The organism is Neobacillus niacini (assembly GCF_023715415.1).
GTDB classification, from domain to species: domain Bacteria; phylum Bacillota; class Bacilli; order Bacillales; family Cytobacillaceae; genus Neobacillus; species Neobacillus niacini_C.
In genome coordinates, this window is sequence record NZ_JAMBOB010000003.1 from 467,919 (window position 1) to 486,492 (window position 18,574).

The following is an 18,574-nucleotide window of genomic DNA, read 5'->3' on the forward strand; positions in this document are numbered from 1 at the left end:
CATTATTTAATTCTGTCAACAATATTCTGAATATTAATAGGAATAATTTTTAGACTTCAAAATACGACAAATACTTCAATAAAAATGATACAGAATTAATTATTAAAATATTAAAAAGGAAACACATAGGATTGGTTCTTCCTCATGTATTTCCCTTTAATCAACATTTTTTTAAGCATCAAATAAGATTCTACTTACTTCTGGTACTTATTTAATTTAGAAGTGATTGATACTGGCTTTCTTTCCTGTTTGATCAGTTTTAAGTTCGACGCCCAACGGATTCCTGACTCGTAATTTTGAGTATTTTCCTTTTTCACTAGGTCCTGTAATCGTTCTTTATTCTTTTCTATGGATTCCTCCACGGAGAGCATCCTCCGATTTGGGAAGGATAATCCAGCAAGTATAGTGGTGATGGTTGGATCGGATTCGGAGATGTAGGTTCCTTCAAATAATTGCAGCGGTTCCCCCACTCTTTCAAAGATAGACGGTACGTTTATCAGCTTTGAAATATTCTCTGGCCCCTCATAGATCAACCCCGCTCGAATAACTCCTTGTGATTCAACAGGGCAGAAAATTGAGTTCTCCCATGAAACCTGCACTTTCTTTGAAACCTCCGAGGTATTTTTTGCTTCCGTAATAGGAGCGGAAGAAATAATTGTTACACCTCTGGACCCAAGGATATTCATTAGATCGGTTTCATCAAAATTGCCAAAGAAGGAGCTCTTCTTCGTTATTTTTAAAAGGTGGTTAATGGCCTCTATGGCTTGAAGATTCGCAGAAAGGTAAATTTCGTGTTTACTAGATTGTGGTTTCAATTTACGCATTTGATCATTGTCGACGAGGAAGACAGATGAAATGCCTTCTATATTGGAAAGTTCTTCGATACACTCTGCGGTATTAATGCGATTTCCCGCCAATACATTCCGTTCAGGGATAACCGCTATCGCTCCCACTTTGATACCAGGCAACTGATCGATTAACAGATCAATTAACATCGGACTCATCCCAGAACCCGTGCCTCCGTCCGTTGAAAAAGCCACTAAAAGAAGCTTGATGTTTTTAAAGGAACTGTTAACAAAATCAATAATCTCTTTATAGTTTTCTTGAAGAGCCCGTAAACCTAATGAACGATCCTGACCGGCACCATTATAACCTGGAACAAAAAACTTTTTTTCTACCCGGGTATTTACAACACCGTCTCGTTGATTCGTATTAATGAGAGCTGTTGGAAAATTCAAGGCTGATGCAATTTCCGCAATATTTCCACCTGCTTGACCTACTCCTAAGATTCCAATCGATTTCACCAAAAACTCCTCCTTCTAAGCTAAAAGCTTATCTCAGTTGAAATGTAGAAGAATTTTTACCCACATTATTGTTATGGAAAAAACAATCCTTATACCATTTTTACTTTCGTAATGGGGAGATTATGACCAAAATCGGTCCTTGCTCTTATTATTTGCCACTCCTGTTTTCATGGCAGTAATAACAATATTAAATAACATCATATATTCAAAGATTAAATGGAAAAAAGTGATTTAATATATTCATTATGTGGAAAAGTATGTGTGGTAGCTTTAACGGGATGAATCGGGGCATTATGGTATTGTCAGGTAAGGTCTAGATTGACCTCTTCCCTACTTTAATTATAACAGATAAAATTCGGGTAAAATAGACTGTTTATTCCTATATACTACTGCTAAAATGCAATAGAACTCTAGATTTGGCTGGAGGAATCACTGATTCGATTTTCGTAAAACGATCACTTAGGAGAGATGTAGAATGAGTTCTTTGGTTCTCAGTTTTCAGGAAATGGAAAAAACACAGCTATTGCTCGTTGGTGGAAAAGGATTAAATTTAGGGAAATTATCAAAAATCCAAGGAATCGAAGTTCCAGAAGGATTTTGCGTGACAACCAAGGGTTACCAAAAAGCCATCGAGCAAAACGAAAGCTTCCAAGCATTATTGGAACAACTAACAAAGCTAAAAGTTGAGGATCGAAATCAAATTGGTGAAATCTCCAGAAAGATTAGAGAACTGATTATAGAAGTAGATATTCCTTCCGATGTTGCGAACGCAGTCACTCACTATCTCTCTCAGTTTGGCGATGAACATGCTTATGCCGTGCGTTCTAGTGCGACTGCTGAAGATTTACCACATGCCTCTTTTGCTGGTCAACAGGACACCTATTTAAATATCATTGGAAAAGAAGCAATCATGCAGCATATCAGCAAGTGCTGGGCCTCCCTGTTTACGGATCGGGCGGTTATCTACCGTATGCAAAACGGGTTTGACCACAGACAAGTTTATCTATCCGTTATCGTTCAAAGAATGGTTTTTCCACAGGCATCAGGGGTATTATTTACTGCTGATCCAATTACGTCTAACCGAAAGCTGTTATCCATCGATGCCAGTTTTGGTCTTGGAGAGGCATTGGTCTCCGGCTTGGTCTCACCTGATTGTTATAAAGTTCAGGAAGATACAATCGTCGATAAAAGGATATCCACCAAAAAATTGGCTATCTATGGAGTAAAGGAAGGCGGAATAGAATCAAAGCAGATCGACCCTGATCTGCAAAAGACTCAAACTCTTACGAATCAACAAATTTTACAACTAGCGCGCATCGGAAGACATATCGAATCTTATTTCGGCTCTCCACAGGATATTGAATGGTGTTTCGTTGATGATACTTTCTATATCGTCCAAAGCCGTCCCATCACTACCTTATACCCCATTCCAGAAGCAAATGATCAAGAAAATCACGTCTATGTATCTGTTGGGCATCAACAAATGATGACCGACCCGATGAGTCCGTTGGGATTGTCTTTTTACCTATTAACGACACCTGCACCTATGCGTACAGCTGGTGGAAGGTTATTTGTGGATGTCACACCAAGGCTCGAAATGATTGTAAACACTCTGGGTCAATACGATCCGCTCATAAAAGACGCACTTATGACACTTTTAGAGCGCAGAGATTTCATAAAACCAGTATCAAATGAAACAAGAGCACCTATTTCAAGCAGAAACAATACAGATATGCTGGCTGAAATCGAAAACATACCGGCCATCGTTTCTGATTTAATTAAGAGTAATCAAACATCAATAGACAAGTTAAAACAAAACATCCAAACGAAATCAGGCTCGGATTTATTTGATTTTATTTTAGAAGATATTCAACAATTAAAGAAGATCTTATTTGACCCACAAAGTTCGACTATGATTATGACTGCCTTTAATTCTTCCTCATGGATTAATGAAAATATGAACAACTGGTTAGGAGAAAAAAACGCAGCAGACACACTTTCTCTATCTGTATCAAACAATATTACTTCGGAAATGGGTCTGGCGTTATTGGATGTCGCCGATGTGATTCGCCCTTACCCGGATGTAATTGCATATTTACAGCAGGTAAAAGATGATACATTTTTGGATGAACTGGTCAGGTTTGATGGTGGGCAGGAAACCCAAGAGGCAATAATTGCGTATCTTAACAAATACGGAATGCGATGTGCAGGAGAAATTGACCTGACGAAACCCCGTTGGAGTGAAAAACCAACTACACTTATACCTTTGATTCTGAGTAATATCAAAACATACCGGCCTGGTGAGGGCAAACGAAAATTTGAGCAAGGGCTGCAAGTTGCTGTGAGAAAAGAACAAGAGTTAGTACATCGATTGAAGCAATTACCGGATGGTGAACAAAAAGCCGAAGAGACAAAACAAATGATTCGTCTCCTACGGAATTCCATTGGATATCGTGAATATCCAAAATACGGGATGATTAATCGCTACTTTGTTTATAAGCAGGCTTTACTGAAGGAAGCAGAACAACTTGTACAAAACAAACTTATATCTAAGAAAGAAGATATCTACTATCTCACTTTTGAAGAGCTTCATGAAGTCGTGCGTACAAACAAAAAGGATTACACGGGTTGCTTGGTTGAGCAGCAAGCAGAGCTTGCGACCAGACAGATGATCAGCAAACGAAAAGACGAATACAAATTTTATGAAAAACTAACTCCCCCACGTGTTATCACATCTGATGGTGAAATTATTACGGGTCAGTACAAACGAGAAAATCTCCCAGACAATGCGATTGTTGGCTTGCCTGTTTCTACTGGAGTAATAGAAGGCAGGGCACGTGTCATTTTAAACATGGAAAATGCAGATTTAGAAGAGGGAGATATCTTAGTCACCCCTTTTACAGACCCTGGCTGGACACCACTATTCGTCTCGATAAAGGGTCTTGTCACTGAAGTTGGCGGTCTGATGACACATGGAGCCGTTATTGCACGTGAATATGGCTTACCAGCAGTTGTGGGTGTGGAAAATGCCACCAAACTGATAAAAGACGGGCAGCGAATTCGTGTGAATGGAACAGATGGGTATATCGAAATAGTGTAAGTTGAAAACGACAAGATTAAAAAAGCAGCACCGCTCCAGTTGATACCGGAGCGGTGCTGCTTTTGGAAATGATACTAGATAATATTCAGCTAGACCCTTGAGTGGCGCCATACCTCTAATCTATTAATGCCTTACTTGCCATTTCAATTAGTTCACTGGATTCCTTCCCATTCATTTCTTGTGCGATTGTTCTTAAAGATCGTTCATAAATCTCTGCTTTTTCGGCCATTTCAAATAACCATTTTAAATCTTCTGTATGGAAATGGAATTGAGGAATATCATCATGTCTACCTTTATAATCCAAATGTACAAAAGCCTTCAATTGGTTATATCTTAACCTATCCAAATTTCATTCCCTCCCTTCCCCTTTTTACAAGCAAGCTTATCTAAATTCTTTACAAACCTATTTAGCAAAAGATATTCAACTTATTTCTATCAACAACTTGTTTTACAATTGTATTAGATTATATTCCTTACAAACTGATTTCATAACAATGAACCCACTTTGATTGATAGCATCGATTTGAGGGCAAATACAAATCGATGTATGATCAATGCTGTTAGGTAAAAGCCAAAAAAGTAATAGAAAAAAGAGTGCCAAGCACCAATCTATCTGGTTGGTGCCCGCACTCCTTTTTTATTCAATAAATCTTCCTACTTCATTGCTGCATTTTATTAAGAACATAAATAAAATTGTGGTGAATGCTACGCTTTCATTATTTATTTTGATTTCTAAGTGATTCCCTATCAATTGATTGGGGAGGTTTTTCAAACCATCCATGATCAATTAAGAGTTTTGCACCTTCCACAGCATAGGTCCCTACTCTAAGAATATATCCTTCATAATTGACCGTTAAATCCTTTCGTAATGATGCTGCAATGGCAAGTCCAAAATCTCCAATACCAATGGCACTTTGTACATTTGTATGAAATAACATTAATTTATCGGAAAACGGTGGGTCAGTGCTATTTGTAATAGTAGAATCCCATGTAGAGGGATAAGAATTATCGTCTTCTTTTAGTTTTATCATGAAATCTTCCACCATTTTCTTTCCTAAGTCATATCCTTCTTTAAAGTAATCACTAATTTTTTTGGACTGAGCGACTTGGCTAAATCCTAAAAGCATGGTTTTCGCAACATTTGCCACTTCGATATTAACACCTAAATGGGCAATTTCTACACCCAGGAGCGGTCGGCGATGACCAACTAGACCACCAAGGAATTTTTTCTCAGTTACATACTCAACTTTATCAGGATAAGAAATATAAGGAGCTCGGATAAAAACCCCTTTTTCCTGCATTAGTTCTACATTACGGTCATACAACGTTTCTGTTTGACTTAAAAACTGTTTGAATAAATTACGGATATCTTTACGGGCAGAGACTGACTTAGCCAAACTGTATGAATTCAATCCCGTTCTACCCATATGATGCAAGTATCGCATATAAGTTACATCGGAAAAGAGTTTCTTTGCTTGCAAATTCACATCCTGTTCTCCAAATCCATTTGGAAGTGGAATCCCTTCTTCAGTAAATAAATCCGATATTTGAGCCACATGTTCTAATGAGTAACTAAGAGCAAGTTTAATAATAGGTATAACATCTTGATCTTCGCAAGTTTGTAAAAAATGTTTTAGAACACAAATAGACATGGTATCACCAATATAGGTACTCCATAACATCGAAATCTCAGCAGATGTTATTTTGGTTGAGTGTTCTACCATAAATTTTCAACCCCATCACATATTTTTTTTATTATTTCCGTAAATATGGCGGGTAATGTATAAAAAGAGAAAAGGAGTTGTTTAAACACACTCCTGATTCATAAAATTTAAAGATTCTGCCCTCTTAGTACAATAAGGTCCATTATAGCGATTAAAAATTTCCGTAGAAATCCCTTTTTGAATCATAGGTAATAGATCAACTATTGATTGGCATATTAATCCTTCCTGGAAGAGCTTAGTGCGTTCTTGTACACATGTTACTATTTTCGCTATCTCTAACTTTATGATTGTTGGGAACCATGTGGAACGTAAAACGGTGGTACCTTAATCCATCCACGTTTTCGCATTAACTGTTTTAATCTAGAAGCGAAAGCAAATTTTTCTGCTTGAAACTGAATAAACATTAATCCGACATCTGTACGAATTGATTCGGAAGCAGCACCAGCAGCACGCATAATTAAACTAACGATTTTTAAAGATAATTCGTTTGCAATCACATCATCCGTTAATTTAACACCAAGAGGAATACTGTTAGGGTCTGATTTTGGCATATCTTCAGGGGCAGGAGGTAATGTAATTCCTTCCTTAATCATGAAATCATGAAGTCTCTCCCTTTGACTGGTCCCTAGTTTCAAATCTTCTTCAAGTATTGCTTTTAGTTCATCATCCGACGTGGTATTTATACCTGCTTGAACAGATACTTTGGCTAATTCAAGTCCAGCTAAGTAAATCCAGCATGCCATTACTTCTCCGACATGAAGAGGTTGGTCTTCGTCCTGAACTGTCAGTGATTTCATGGCATCCATGATTGTTTCCATTATATTTACCATTTACCATGCAACTCCCTCCTGATCTAGTAGTAAAGTATACATATTCTTTGTATGATAAGATTTTTTATTCAGGGGGACCCCCCAACATTTCATTTATCTGGTAAATCTTATTACCTGCTTCGTTAGCGTAATAAGGATTATTTATTTAGTTGCTTATCAAGAAGAGATTTAAAGGTGTTTTGTGTATTAGGATTGTTTATAAGTCTTTTAGTTAGAAAGGTACTTTGCAAAAACTTCCTTACTGGCTTATTTACGAAGAACAAACGATGATACTTTTCATTATCGTATAACATATTAAACCAGTTATTTTTTCTTAATTCTTCAATATGCTTATCAATTTTCTTTGTATTTAATGAGTCATCTTGTCCAATACTTCCAAGCAGTCCTGCAATTATCTCAAATATCATAAAATGGTCTCCTTTAGAAAATATTCAATAGTATAATTTCCCCTAAAAGTTGGACCAAATGCCCCCCTTATTCAAATATGCTGCCCTTTTAGATTAATAAGAAAAGGAGTTGCCGCAGCATCTCCTATAAGGGGGGAGGCTCCTGTTTTTCTTAAGAAACACCATTGCATAATATATTACTTACCTGAAAAAAATATATTATTACTATGTTATTGGAGGTGTAATGAAAATGGCATTTGAGAAGGGGATTGCTCGCTCAATCGGAAAAAGCTTATAACCAGTTAACTGAGATTTGTTCTTTATTTACAAAAACAATGACGGAAGAATCTCTCTCAACATGGCAATGGTGATCTATACACATCATCTTTTAAAAGTAATAAAATCAACATTAATAGGCTCAAGGTCTGCTATTCTTAGAAGTTGATTAATCTGTCCTCGATGGTACTGACCATGAAGAGCAACATGAGTTAGGATTTCCCTAATGGTATTATGAAACTCTGTACCTTTACTATTTTTATAGAACACTTGTTGTTCAAGTTTATCAGCGGATAGATTTGAAAGTAATCCTGTAAAATTATGATTATTTTGCTTAACCATTTCAACACACTTATCTAAACTATCCTCTTCCCAAATCGGTAATTGTGAACTATCAATACCTTTTAATCTAGTAAACCAAACGTTTTCCGCATGAAGAATATGCGAGAAGAGTTTATTCGCCTGCTTGTTCTCCTGCGCAGCGTTTTGTAAGGTTTCCAGTATTCGTTGATTAGCCCAATGTAAATGCTTAAACATCGATTGGAGTGTTTCCAATAAAAACACCATCCCCTTCTTAAATATAAACAGAATCATGCTAAAATTGCCCAGAGTTTAATTCTGAGCGGATTTACATAGCATGGTTCGTATTTTTCTAAAATGCTAACTTTTTTATTCCCTATTCAAATGATAGATTAGCTGGACAACGCCTGATGAAAATGTTTTGGTACTTACCAATTTTAAATTCAACCTCTCTTGTATATCCATAAACAATGGTTTTCCTTTTCCCAAAATAACAGGGTGAACAGATAATCTAAATTCATCCACAAGCCCAAACTTCATAAAACTTGTAATAAGACTTGCTCCTCCATATAACCAGATGTCTTTACCAGGCTGACACTTTATTTTATTGACTTCTTCTAGTATCCCATCATTTATTAATATCGATTTATCACCAGTCGTCTTTTGTGTTCTAGAAAACACATATTTTTGCTTACTATGTACTAACTCCCACAATTCTTTTTCAGTTTCCGGCACTTCTTTTTCTGGCATATATTGCCCCCACAACTCATAACTCTTTCTTCCATAAAAAATGGTATCAATTCGTTGTAGGAAATCAATGAACCCCATGTCTGGATCCATAATGCACCAATCCACTTCACCATTTTCCCCTTCAATAAAACCATCTAAGGAAACTGCTAAATCTAATACTATTCTTCTTGTCTTTACCTCTCTAGACATAGTTCAAGCTCCTATCTAAAAGCCAATAATGAGTTCTGCTTTTTGCTGGGTTCAGTTCCATTTTTATTAACATTCGCAAAAATTCCTTTAATAATAGTTTTCCTGTATCCTATTATAAAGCATGCTGAAATTTTGATACATTCTTTCATAATAATTTGGCTGACCATAGCTATGTGCTTCAGAATGAATAATGATAAGTGTTTCCTGATTCTTCAGTTTTGTTTCAATAATTTAGAAAAAATAGCCATCGATTCGATGGCTATTTTCGTTATATTGTTTATTTGAATAGGCCTTTTTATCATTTCCTGACATTTATATGCCAGAGATAGATACTTTCCATATTTCCAACATTAAAACAGACTCATTTGTAAGGGCTGTTCCTTCAATGCATTGATGTCTTCTTTATCAATTTCAAGTATCCTATTTCCCATTCGCTCAATCAATCCCACAACCAGCGCATTTCCCATGCAGAAGTATCGCATTCTTTCTGACATTCCTTCTGTCCAATGGTCAGGAAATCCATTTAAACGTTCGCATTCTACTGGGGTTAATATTCGAATTCGATTCGTTTCAGGATCACGGACTACGTGACTGCTTCGGTTAACCGTTCCTTCGCTCGTTAACATCGTTCGTCCTGGTTTATCAAGAGGTTCAGGAAAAGACATTCCACCCTCTGAAAATATATATTCATGCCCAGTTGCGGCAGTTCGTTTTATTTTTTTAGGTCCCTTTAGATATTCAAACTTTTCTATAGCTGTCTCGTTTAAATAATACCTTTCGTCAACACCTGTCTGAAGAATTTCCTCTAACGTAATAGATTCTTCAATGATAGGCGTTAATTCTTCCGAATAAACTTTGTTTTTTCGCATGATGCCTGAATTATAATAGGTTTTAGTATAATTATCCGAGATATCCAAAATATCCTCTGAAAAAGTAAAAGAATGATATTTTTTGCTTTCTCCATTCATGACAGGAAATGCACCTGCAAAAAAACCTTCCGTTCGAAGCATAGCTGGATTTTCCACATTTTCTCTGCTTATGATGAATTGGACATCATTTCGTACAGCAAAAATAAAGATTCTTCTACGGCGTTGAGCCTGTCCATATTCTGCTGCGTTAATGACTCGCCATTCAACTGAATAGCCTAAATCACGAAAACTTGCGAGCATAATAGAAAAGTCCCGGCCCCGCTGTTTGGAAGGTGATTTTAATAAACGATCAACATTTTCAAGCAATATATATTTTGGCTTAATCTCAGTTGCAAGCCTGATAATTTCCCAGAATAGAACACCCTTTTTCCCTTGAATTCCTTTCTCTCCAGAAAGGCTGCGGGCAACAGAGTAGTCCTGACAGGGAAAACCGCCTACAATAACGTTAACACCCATATCCTTAAAAATCTTTTCATCAACGGTTCCAATATCTTCATTGGAATGGATTCCGTTATCTTTAAAATGATTGGCATAGCAAGTAAAAGCATCTTGGGCTTTTTTAGAAGGTTCCCATTGGTTCCCCCAGACAACTTGAAATCCGTTTGTTGCCTCAAGTCCAAGGCGAAACCCGCCTACGCCCGCAAATAGCTCTATAACATTTAACATGATGAACATCCTTTCGGTACAATCTATACCTAAGAAATAGTATAATAAAATCCAGCAAAAAGATCAACCATTATAAGCGGTGTAAATTTAACAGATTAAACTATCATATCACAAATACTAGATTATTTCACTGCCTTGAAGGGTTAATAAATAATATAGAATTGGTAACCTCATCATAACACAAAAGGAACATTCGTTCTAATATTAATTTATTTTAAACTGTAAAAGTCCTTTCCAAAGAGAAAGACATTAGACGATAAATATTCTGGAGGTTGAAAACAAAAATAAAAAAGCTCCAAACCATTTTTTTAAGTCTGGAGATTTTTGAATCCTATCTTTTAAGACTATCGTCTAACTGACTAAGAATGTATGTATTATTTAACCAAAAACTCTGCTTCAGCATCATTCTGCCATCAGGAAGTTCATCGCCGTAACTAGGATTATTGCCAATGATTTCACCATCGCTAAGTTTATAGTAACGTTCAGAAGTATGAGGTCGAATATGAATAATCCGGTTTGCCTCTTTCTTAGGAAAATTATTTTTCACCACAAAATCTATCCCATTTTTCTTGTACTTTTTCCATAGCTTTACACCCTGTACCACAACTTGTTGAATCATCTCCCAACCGATGCGGGCTTCATCTAAGTCCTCATTCGTTATATTCCATAACTGGCAACCTTTTAATATATTCCTGCTGCCTTGCTTTTGGAATACAACCAGTAAGTAACGTTTTGAGCTTAAATCGTTGTAGAAATCGGACTCTTCCCATTCTTCCTGTACAAATTCGATAAAAGTTAGATGAGGGAATGAGATACTTTCCTTCAATGTTCCATTCTCTTCGAGACGTATTGTTTTTACTTCAATATTAGCTTTCTCAAATTCTTCTGCTCGATTGGACTTGATGCCAAGCATACGGTAGGCAAGCGAGCTCCAGAAACTCTTTGAGCCAGGCAGAACATCAAATTCAGTCATTAGCTGTTCATCTGTTTTTCCAAGGTGACTATTGATTTTCCCGATTATAAGTTCTTCAAAGGTTTTATCTTCAATGTCGTGCACGCTGCTTAAAATCGACTCATACGTATCTACTTTTTTGCGGACATATGTATTTAATATGTAGGTCATATAAGATTGTTTTAGGCAAAATGCACGTTTTTGCGCTTTTAGTTCCGGAGCGTAAAATGCCTGTGGTACATAACTTTTAATCGAGTTCGAGCCTTTTGTACAAGCACCTAAATAGGTGGTATCTCCCTCTGATAACTCATGTGCTTTACCTTCTTTTACTTTCGTAATAATTTTCTCATAGTCCTGCTGAATAATTTTCAAATCTTCTTCTGGTGGAGAAAATAGTGTTACAAAGTTGATTGGATATTCCATTCTTGTAAGCGTTCGATCGCGTAAATAATGCACTAATAGTGTTAATACAAGCTTTTTGTATACATGTGAAGCATAATAATCCTCTTCTACAGCATCCTGATAGCTAATCATAGTAATAACGAGTCTTTCTCCAGCTGAGTACCCACCTTTCTTCCCGATTTCATAAGGTGTTACTTTTAATTCCACACCAGCTTTCGGGAAGTCAGGTTCTTGATCACTATTAATTTTATATCCAAAATGGTATTCCTCAATTAAATGACCCATACCACCTTTATAATTTGGATTATTTGTTTTTGTAATAATCCCTTGTTTCAAGTCATCTTCAATACCAGCTGCATCCAGGACATCTAAAAAAGTCTTGCCAATTAATGTTTCACCATATTCTTTAATACTTAAAGGGTTCGAATCATCATATTTTAGAATTTTTATCACTCCTTATTAGTGACCATGAGTGACCATGGGGACGGTTCTGACGGTTTTTTTTGACTTAATTGTCTTGGTTTTCTACTCTTATAATAGGTAAATATTATTAAAATAATCCCTTGATACCATATACAAAAATAATAGAAATTAATTGCCAGCCACATTAATTACTTAAGTTATCAATAGACGTTAAAAAATCCTCGTTTCCTACTAAAGGATTCGAGGATTTTTTCCTTCATTCAGGAGCATTTCACATTAATTAGATATACGTAAATCTAAAACAATCTTGGATAAAGTTTACCTGGTCTTCAAAGCTTTCAATCTCGAATAACACATTGAAATAGCCTGCTGTTCCATCGTTTAATGAACATATTTCTTTAAAGGTTTCCACAGTCTGCTTTTTATTTTCTAAGCTACTTTTATATAAATCTGATAAAAAGAGTTCAGTGGCTAAATTCATTAGCTTAAGAATGATTTGATCATCATCTTGAACAGTATTATGAATGAGGAATTTTAATTGTTTTAAATCTAAACTATGTTTAGATTGTCCTTGAAGCCAAAGCGCTGCATGTTTGTAAATTAATTGCCATGGATATACAGTCTTTGATTTCCTTACAAAAAGTAATTCACTTAGAAATCTTGAAATTTCTTTCGTTTCTGATTTTGACAATGGATCCTGAAAAACATTCAAACTCTTTACAAAGAGAAATAGCTTATAGGAATGATCCTGTACATCTTCTAGACTTGAGAGGTACTTGAACTGCTCCATTATTCCCTTGTCATTTAAATAATGAATAACATACTGGTCATATAACTCTCTATTTTTCAAATCTAGTGCCAGGTGTAAAAGAAAAGAAATCGTCATTTCTTGATTACCAGGATCTCCCGCAAATTCTTCTAGCGCTGCTTCAAAGTACATTACAGCCATTTCACTATCCCCGTTGAAGGAATACATTTGTCCAAGAGAACTATAGGCTTTCCCTAAGAGAAGTAGCCTCGATTCCAAAGTTTTACTAGGGCTCATGCTGACCGGAAAGACATTCGGTCCGACTTGTTTAATTTTTTCTAATTTCTTAACATTAAAATCTGACCATTCTATGGCTTTATCAAATTGAAAGGAATTCGCAAACATTGTCGCTACACTTAACACGGTTCCACAAAAATCTTCTGGAGATACAAACTCAGCTAAACTTACACAGATATTAAAGTAAAACTCAGATTGTTTGACATTGCCTAAATGATTGTAAACAATAATCATGGAATCGGCTAACTGATATTTTTCTTTTTGATAGATGGAAGTTCCATGTTTACTTTCCCACTCCTCAACTAAGCTCCATATAGATTCTCCAACATATGCCGCTTCTTGTAAACGCTCCGCCTTTTGACTTTTCTTTTGCTTTATGACGTACTCTTTAAACTCATTTGTATATTTATAAAATGAATTGGGGTCAAATAAAACGTGCTTCCTGCTTTCTAGCTTATTAATCCAAAGCAAAGAATAATTGGGCAAAAATGGAGAGGAACTATTTTTTAGGTCGTACGAAATCCTCAAAAACTCCATTAGATCTTTCTGTTGGAATGACTGATAAAGCTTTTTCCACCCAATATTGATCTCATCATACGTCCAGAAGAGTAATGGCTTCTTAGTGACCTCTCTCGCTACTTTAATAAACTCAGAAATTTTAAAATCAGAATGGACCTGTTCTTTTCCATCAATAAATGAAGAGGCTGCTACACTATCCCGGATGATATCACAAGCAAAATCAGCTAAGTATAAGAATGGGGTGGTTGGCCGTTCTTCATCTTTTTTGCTAGAATGATAGTTAATAGAATCCACATGAAAGGCAAAATGACCATCTGTGTTTTGGCCTAATTCTTCCATGGCAAGAGCCAACATAGATTTAAAGGTAGATTGGCTTGTTAAATAATATAGTTTTTCTCCTTTGTAGTTAAGGTCCTTTGACTCATAACCAAGTGCTTCATACTCTTCAATGGTTTCAAAATCAGTTATTTTTACCGGTACACTCCTTTTCGCTATTTCCAAATGAATTTTAGTATTGTTTTCCTTATCTGGATTATGGAAAAGGTAAGTGATTAATAATTGAATGATCATATTTTCATATAAATTGCTCGCAACTTCATCATCTAGTATATTAGAAGAAGATTTGGACTGATAATGATGCGGTTTTATCATCATTAAAAATTGGTACTTACCCGATGTTCGGAGATAGTCTTTAATTTTACTTTTTAACTGAATTTTTTGTTGTACATGATCGGAACGATGGCGCCTATCTTTGGCATGAATTCCTTTTGGGTAGTCAATTCCTAATTCCTGACACTCATATTTTAAAAATTCTTCTATACTATTCCGTTCCTCTTCATAATCATTACCATGGTATACTAAACCACCAATTAGCAAGGTTTTCGTATTTTTTTCAAAATTCCCACTTTCATCTATACAAATCGTTGGCAAATCTATCTCCCCAATACATATAATTTCTTTCTAAATTAATTTTATCAATTACCATCATTTAAAACATTGAATATTTTCGTAAAGATCTTATCCTTCGCATAAGCACTGCTTGTTGATTCAACAACAATCCAAGGGGCGTGTGGTTTACTTGTACGGTCTATCATTTCTTCAGCACATTTTTCGAAGTCACGCCAATGAGCCCTATTTTTCCAATCATCTTCAAGTTGGTTTTCCTTCACGTTAGAATCATGATCCATTCGGTGCTTAAACCTAATGAGTTGTTCATCCTGATCAATATGAAGCCAAAATTTAAGGATAATTACACCAGAATCAGCAAGTTCCTTTTCCATATCACAGATATCAGTATAGGCTTTATTCCACTTTTCCTCATAACACTTATTATAGATTCGATTTTCCATAACCCACTTGTACCAGGTTCGATCCATAATTAATATGTCACCAAATTTAGGAACCAAATTCCAGTAATAATAAAGATAGTGTCGACCCTGTTCGAAATCCTTTATGGTCGCATGCGGAACGACTTTGTATTTTCGTGGATCAAGGGGGGATATGAGACTCCCAATACTTCCGCTCTTCCCTGCTCCGTCCCATCCTTCAAATAATAAAATTATGCTTTTCTTACTCTTTAAGAGTCTCTCAGGTAATTTCTTCATTTCTTGATGGTAGGTTTCTAGTCTCTTCTCAAAGATTTCCTTTTCAAGATTTAACGAAAGATCTATCGTATCAAAAGAAAATTTCGGAAGATAGTCTGATACAATTTGTTTTAATGTATTTGTAGGTTCAGCTAATCCTTCTTCTAACCTCTTAATAACCACTTCAAACATCTTTCTATCATTTAATTCTTGTGTTTTTTCATTTAGGATAGTCCAGCTAGGTTCAGATGGAATCATCAAGTTATTCACTTTGATACTTGGCAGGATAAATTTAATCAGAATGATTCCTTCAGATTCTAACTGATTCTCAAATCTAACAATTCGTTCATAATAATCATTCGAAATTTCATCTTTGCCATTCGCTAATATTTCATCACGAAACCACATCTTATCTACGATGGAAATTTTACCAACTGTTGGACTCGCCACCCAAAACCTTTTTAGATAGGGATAATTTTTATACATGTCTGCCAAATCATCTATTGAATAAACATTTAGCCAACGCTGATCAAGTGGTTTAATTAATTTATTGATAAAGGATCCCTTTGCATCTTCGTCGTTTCCTTCAAAAAGAATGAGCATTGAGATCTTTTTCTCAATCATAGTGTTCTGTAAAGCTACCAGCCTTTTCTCTAGTATATTATCAATACTAATCTGTGAAATACCACTTTTATTCATCTCATTCTCCCCAATCATTCTCCTATCAAGCTTTTGAAGATATTTACTTATTGTGGAACTGTTTGATATCGATTCATCACAATATTCTTTATTTCCTCAATAGTTAGTAAACTTCCAACATGTGGAGCATCTATAATCGTATAATTGAAAATTTGACCGTTAAACCATGGATCTTTATTATCACACCATTCTTCCTTGTAACGTCTTGTTTCCCGACTACGCCACTTGGTTTTCAATTCTCCAAACAGTTGATATTCCTTATCCAATTCAGCTTTTTCTAACTTTTGATAGAGGTCACCTAAAAAAACATCGCTATTTGGGTCGACAGAAATAACCACGCGATTAACCTCTAAATCATCCATCCCTTCAAAGCATTTCTTCCTTGGGTTACTAGGTATAAAGGTAAAGATATAACCTTCCCTTCTTGCCCAATGTTTGTGTAATAAACAGGTAGGCGCTGTATTCCAAACTAATCCTTTTATCGTTTTTGTTTCTATATCTTGTTTTACTACTGGCAGGTTCAAATGGATCTTTTCACAGATTGTTTCACGATCCTTCTCATAACTTTTGTAATCAACTTCAACAAGTGAAAATTCTCTATCAAACGGACAACCTTCAAATAGGATGGCTAGGTTAAACAAATTCTGTTGACTACCTCTAAGCTGATTCAACCGGTCCATCAAATATTCAATTAATTCAATTCCTCTTTCCAATGTTCTCTTATTCAACTCATACCCTTGAAGATCTGGATTATCTTTCTTTATCACGGCTTGAATGGCACTCGCAATGGCATAGGGAGTGAACAAATAACCGTCTGTATGTTTAATAAGTCCTGAGTCTACTTCTTCAACATACTCAACTAACTTTTCAACATTCTTTGGTAAATCACCGTTTATTACGAGATATTTCGCTATATAGGCGGAAGCAAAGCAATCTAAATCAGGTTCGTGATGGACAATAATCTCAAACGTTTGTGTTCCGTTTGTTTTCTCTAGGTTATCTAGTAGAAAATTTGGCGAATTTGCAATAACACCTGTGGTACTGGAATATTTCTTGTCTTTTACAACATATCCATCTTTTGATTGATGAAGGTCGATTACACCAGTGGATAACATGTTTCCTGTATCCAAAAATATTCGATTTTTTTTAATTTTATATTTATCATTAGGATCATCTTTCGAAACCATTGCACCCATAGGGATGAATTCGAAGTGAAAGGTTGGCTCATATTGGGAAGATGTCTTTGCCGATTGATTAAGGTTCCAAGAAAAAACCAATGACTCTATTGGTGTAGGATGATAAAGTCCTAGTTTTTCGAGTGCAGCTTTTAAGAAAAAAGAGGCATAGATGAATGCAGCATATTTTTTAGTAAGATCTTTTGTCTTACGGAAGAAATTAATCCCCGCAGCAACACCTGCTAAATAAAACGAGGTATCATATTTCGTATTTCTAGGATCTCCAATGACTTGGTTATAGCCTTTTCGCAACGTATTGATAAATTCACGTAAAATACTTGCTTTATATCCATATGGTATATTTACATTTCTTATATCATGGCTAAGCGCTTTTGTTAAATCTATCCACTTTTGGATTTGGTCATCATTTTCAAAACGATACAAATCCATCAATGTATGCAGTTCCATATAGGCCAGGTCATAAAAAACATTCGTATTCTCCTGTGTATCACCGATATCGATAATATTGATAGTATCATTAGAGAAGATAACATTTTTTGAGTGAAAGTCCCCATGAGATAAGGAAAGAAAGCAATGAATTTCAATTGGTTGCTGATCTGCATTCTTCCATACTGGATCGGCACTTAAAAAGTAAAATGGATTCGGAATAAATTCTTTTGTGTTCTCTAAGAAAAGCCATTTTATGTTTTCCGGTATAGTAAGTAGAGAAAAGGCATCCCTATATTTCTGATCATTTAATTTTGTAAGTAAACAATTTGAAATATTTTCAATAGGTGACAGCTTTGCCCTTTCATGTTTTTTATTCCATTTAAACATAAAGTCCATTAGTTTTTCAGAAGCAGCTTTTGCTTGTACAGATTCATCTGCCAGTAACCGATAATAAGTGATTTCATCTAAACTATCCCCTGCTAATTCATACAGGCTAACATATGTAGTGGAACCATTTTCATTTCGAATTTCAAAATTGACAACTAAATTCGCGATAGAATGATGATATCCATTTTCTTTTGCTTTGTTATATACTTTATTAAAACTATCGACTTCATTATCAGGACCAATTTTCAAGACTCCTAACTTACTGGTTTCACCATAATCCACTAGGAACACACTTGCAGGGGATAATCCACCCGTTAATGCCTTCAATATGTCAATTGGCAAAAATGAATCATTCAACTTTTCTTCAATTTGCTTAAAAATTTCTCCCTTTTTCATAGTTCCTCCATCTTTTAAAAATTAAAATCTCTACATAAAATAATCGTATGCAAACAATCCTCTAAAATTACTAGAAACGTAAATCAAAT

Annotated in this window: 13 protein-coding genes; 1 reads left to right on the top strand and 12 read right to left on the bottom strand. The window is 35.5% G+C overall.

Annotated features, from left to right (window positions below):
- Positions 1–194 precede the first annotated feature (194 nt).
- The gene (locus tag M3189_RS08930; protein ID WP_251633503.1) at positions 195–1,304 is read right to left on the bottom strand and encodes a tubulin-like doman-containing protein; all 1,110 of its coding nucleotides are present in this window, start codon (positions 1,302–1,304) and stop codon (positions 195–197) included.
- Positions 1,305–1,779: 475 nt separating this feature from the next.
- On the opposite strand from M3189_RS08930, the gene ppsA reads away from it, so the two are divergent.
- On the top strand, positions 1,780–4,404 hold the full coding sequence (gene ppsA, locus M3189_RS08935) for a phosphoenolpyruvate synthase (RefSeq protein WP_251633504.1): 2,625 nt from the start codon (positions 1,780–1,782) through the stop codon (positions 4,402–4,404).
- A 115-nt stretch (positions 4,405–4,519) separates the two neighbouring features.
- On the opposite strand, the gene M3189_RS08940 is transcribed toward ppsA, so the two are convergent.
- The 11 genes from M3189_RS08940 to M3189_RS08990 all read right to left on the bottom strand — a co-directional run bounded on the left by M3189_RS08940 (position 4,520) and on the right by M3189_RS08990 (position 18,485).
- A complete protein-coding gene (locus M3189_RS08940) occupies positions 4,520–4,726 on the bottom strand; it encodes a hypothetical protein (RefSeq protein ID WP_251633505.1) in 207 nt (68 codons plus the stop codon).
- A 394-nt stretch (positions 4,727–5,120) separates the two neighbouring features.
- Positions 5,121–6,128: a DUF3231 family protein gene (locus M3189_RS08945; RefSeq protein ID WP_251633506.1), complete on the bottom strand. Its 1,008-nt coding sequence runs from the start codon at positions 6,126–6,128 to the stop codon at positions 5,121–5,123.
- Positions 6,129–6,409: 281 nt separating this feature from the next.
- Complete coding sequence (locus M3189_RS08950; protein ID WP_251633507.1) at positions 6,410–6,946, bottom strand: DUF3231 family protein; 537 nt, start codon at positions 6,944–6,946, stop codon at positions 6,410–6,412.
- Between the two features lie 149 nt (positions 6,947–7,095).
- Positions 7,096–7,365, bottom strand: coding sequence for a hypothetical protein (locus M3189_RS08955; protein ID WP_251633508.1), 270 nt, complete (start codon positions 7,363–7,365; stop codon positions 7,096–7,098).
- Between the two features lie 360 nt (positions 7,366–7,725).
- The gene (locus M3189_RS08960) at positions 7,726–8,157 is read right to left on the bottom strand and encodes a DinB family protein (protein WP_251633509.1); all 432 of its coding nucleotides are present in this window, start codon (positions 8,155–8,157) and stop codon (positions 7,726–7,728) included.
- 132 nt (positions 8,158–8,289) lie between these two features.
- Entirely contained in the window at positions 8,290–8,859 is a 570-nt protein-coding gene (locus M3189_RS08965) for a dihydrofolate reductase family protein (protein ID WP_251633510.1), read from the bottom strand.
- A 350-nt stretch (positions 8,860–9,209) separates the two neighbouring features.
- Complete coding sequence (dcm, locus tag M3189_RS08970; protein WP_251633511.1) at positions 9,210–10,454, bottom strand: DNA (cytosine-5-)-methyltransferase; 1,245 nt, start codon at positions 10,452–10,454, stop codon at positions 9,210–9,212.
- Positions 10,455–10,785: 331 nt separating this feature from the next.
- The gene (locus M3189_RS08975; RefSeq protein WP_251633512.1) at positions 10,786–12,261 is read right to left on the bottom strand and encodes a Sau3AI family type II restriction endonuclease; all 1,476 of its coding nucleotides are present in this window, start codon (positions 12,259–12,261) and stop codon (positions 10,786–10,788) included.
- Between the two features lie 250 nt (positions 12,262–12,511).
- Complete coding sequence (locus M3189_RS08980; protein ID WP_251633513.1) at positions 12,512–14,725, bottom strand: hypothetical protein; 2,214 nt, start codon at positions 14,723–14,725, stop codon at positions 12,512–12,514.
- 44 nt (positions 14,726–14,769) lie between these two features.
- Positions 14,770–16,077 carry a hypothetical protein gene (locus M3189_RS08985; protein WP_251633514.1) on the bottom strand — a complete coding sequence of 436 codons (1,308 nt, stop codon included), beginning with the start codon at positions 16,075–16,077 and terminating at the stop codon, positions 14,770–14,772.
- 47 nt (positions 16,078–16,124) lie between these two features.
- On the bottom strand, positions 16,125–18,485 hold the full coding sequence (locus tag M3189_RS08990; protein WP_251633515.1) for a hypothetical protein: 2,361 nt from the start codon (positions 18,483–18,485) through the stop codon (positions 16,125–16,127).
- Between the last annotated feature and the right edge of the window lie 89 nt (positions 18,486–18,574).

Excerpts from the sequence above, each read along its gene's own strand:
- M3189_RS08960 (WP_251633509.1), bottom strand. The coding sequence starts at position 8,157 with ATGTTTAAGCATTTACATTGGGCTAATCAACGAATACTGGAAACCTTA.
- M3189_RS08990 (WP_251633515.1), bottom strand. The coding sequence starts at position 18,485 with ATGAAAAAGGGAGAAATTTTTAAGCAAATTGAAGAAAAGTTGAATGAT.
- dcm (WP_251633511.1), bottom strand. The coding sequence starts at position 10,454 with ATGTTAAATGTTATAGAGCTATTTGCGGGCGTAGGCGGGTTTCGCCTT.
- ppsA (WP_251633504.1), top strand. The coding sequence starts at position 1,780 with ATGAGTTCTTTGGTTCTCAGTTTTCAGGAAATGGAAAAAACACAGCTA.
- M3189_RS08945 (WP_251633506.1), bottom strand. The coding sequence starts at position 6,128 with ATGGTAGAACACTCAACCAAAATAACATCTGCTGAGATTTCGATGTTA.
- M3189_RS08965 (WP_251633510.1), bottom strand. The coding sequence starts at position 8,859 with ATGTCTAGAGAGGTAAAGACAAGAAGAATAGTATTAGATTTAGCAGTT.
- M3189_RS08985 (WP_251633514.1), bottom strand. The coding sequence starts at position 16,077 with ATGAATAAAAGTGGTATTTCACAGATTAGTATTGATAATATACTAGAG.
- M3189_RS08950 (WP_251633507.1), bottom strand. The coding sequence starts at position 6,946 with ATGGAAACAATCATGGATGCCATGAAATCACTGACAGTTCAGGACGAA.
- M3189_RS08955 (WP_251633508.1), bottom strand. The coding sequence starts at position 7,365 with ATGATATTTGAGATAATTGCAGGACTGCTTGGAAGTATTGGACAAGAT.